At 43.9% G+C, this 695-nt stretch carries 1 protein-coding gene; it reads right to left on the bottom strand.

Annotated features, from left to right (window positions below; translation table 11 throughout):
* Nucleotides 1–695 (bottom strand): glutathionylspermidine synthase family protein (locus tag R7O13_RS27185; protein WP_318305239.1); only part of this gene is annotated, 695 nt, incomplete at both ends.

Here is a 695-nt window from a genome sequence, read left to right as displayed (position 1 = left end):
GGTTTGATGACATAATCGTTCAAACAACTCGCGTTTGGGTCATTAGCAAAATAGGCAGGCAAAAGATTGGGATGATTTGGAAAGCGTTCCCACAACAATGGCAAAAGTGCTTTATTGGATAAAATCGATTTCCACATGGGTTCTAGCCAGTTGACGTTTGCAGTCGCTAAATATTTCGCGTATTCCTCTTCAAACAAGAATTCCCAAGGATAAAGTTTGAACATCCAACGAATGGCTCGTTCGTCCACATCCACAAATTTTCCGTCTTCCGTTACACCACTATCTTCGGCATGCACAAAAGCTGTCGCTAGCCCCGCCTCGCGCGCGCAATCTTCTAAATACTGGACAGTCGCTTTATCTTCTTCTGTGTACTTGCAACAGCTAAAGTGGAGAGTTTGTCCCGGTTGATATTTGGCTATCTCCGCAAAACGCTCAATTAGAAAGTCTTGAAGAATATTGAATTGATCCGCAGCTTGATGAATTCGACCTTTGTTAACTACATCTTCCAGCCACACCCATTGCCAAAAACCCGTTTCAAACAAACTTGTCGGTGTATCGGCATTGTTTTCGAGTAGCTTTGCTGGTGATGTTCCGTTATACGCAAAATCCAAACGAGAATAGAGTGAAGGCTCTTTTCGTTGCCACGAAGACGCTACCTGTTCCCACATCAACTCAGGAATCGCACATTTCGTCAG

The organism is Vibrio sp. Y176 (genome assembly GCF_033438945.1).
This window is presented reverse-complemented; position numbering and strand designations above follow the sequence as displayed.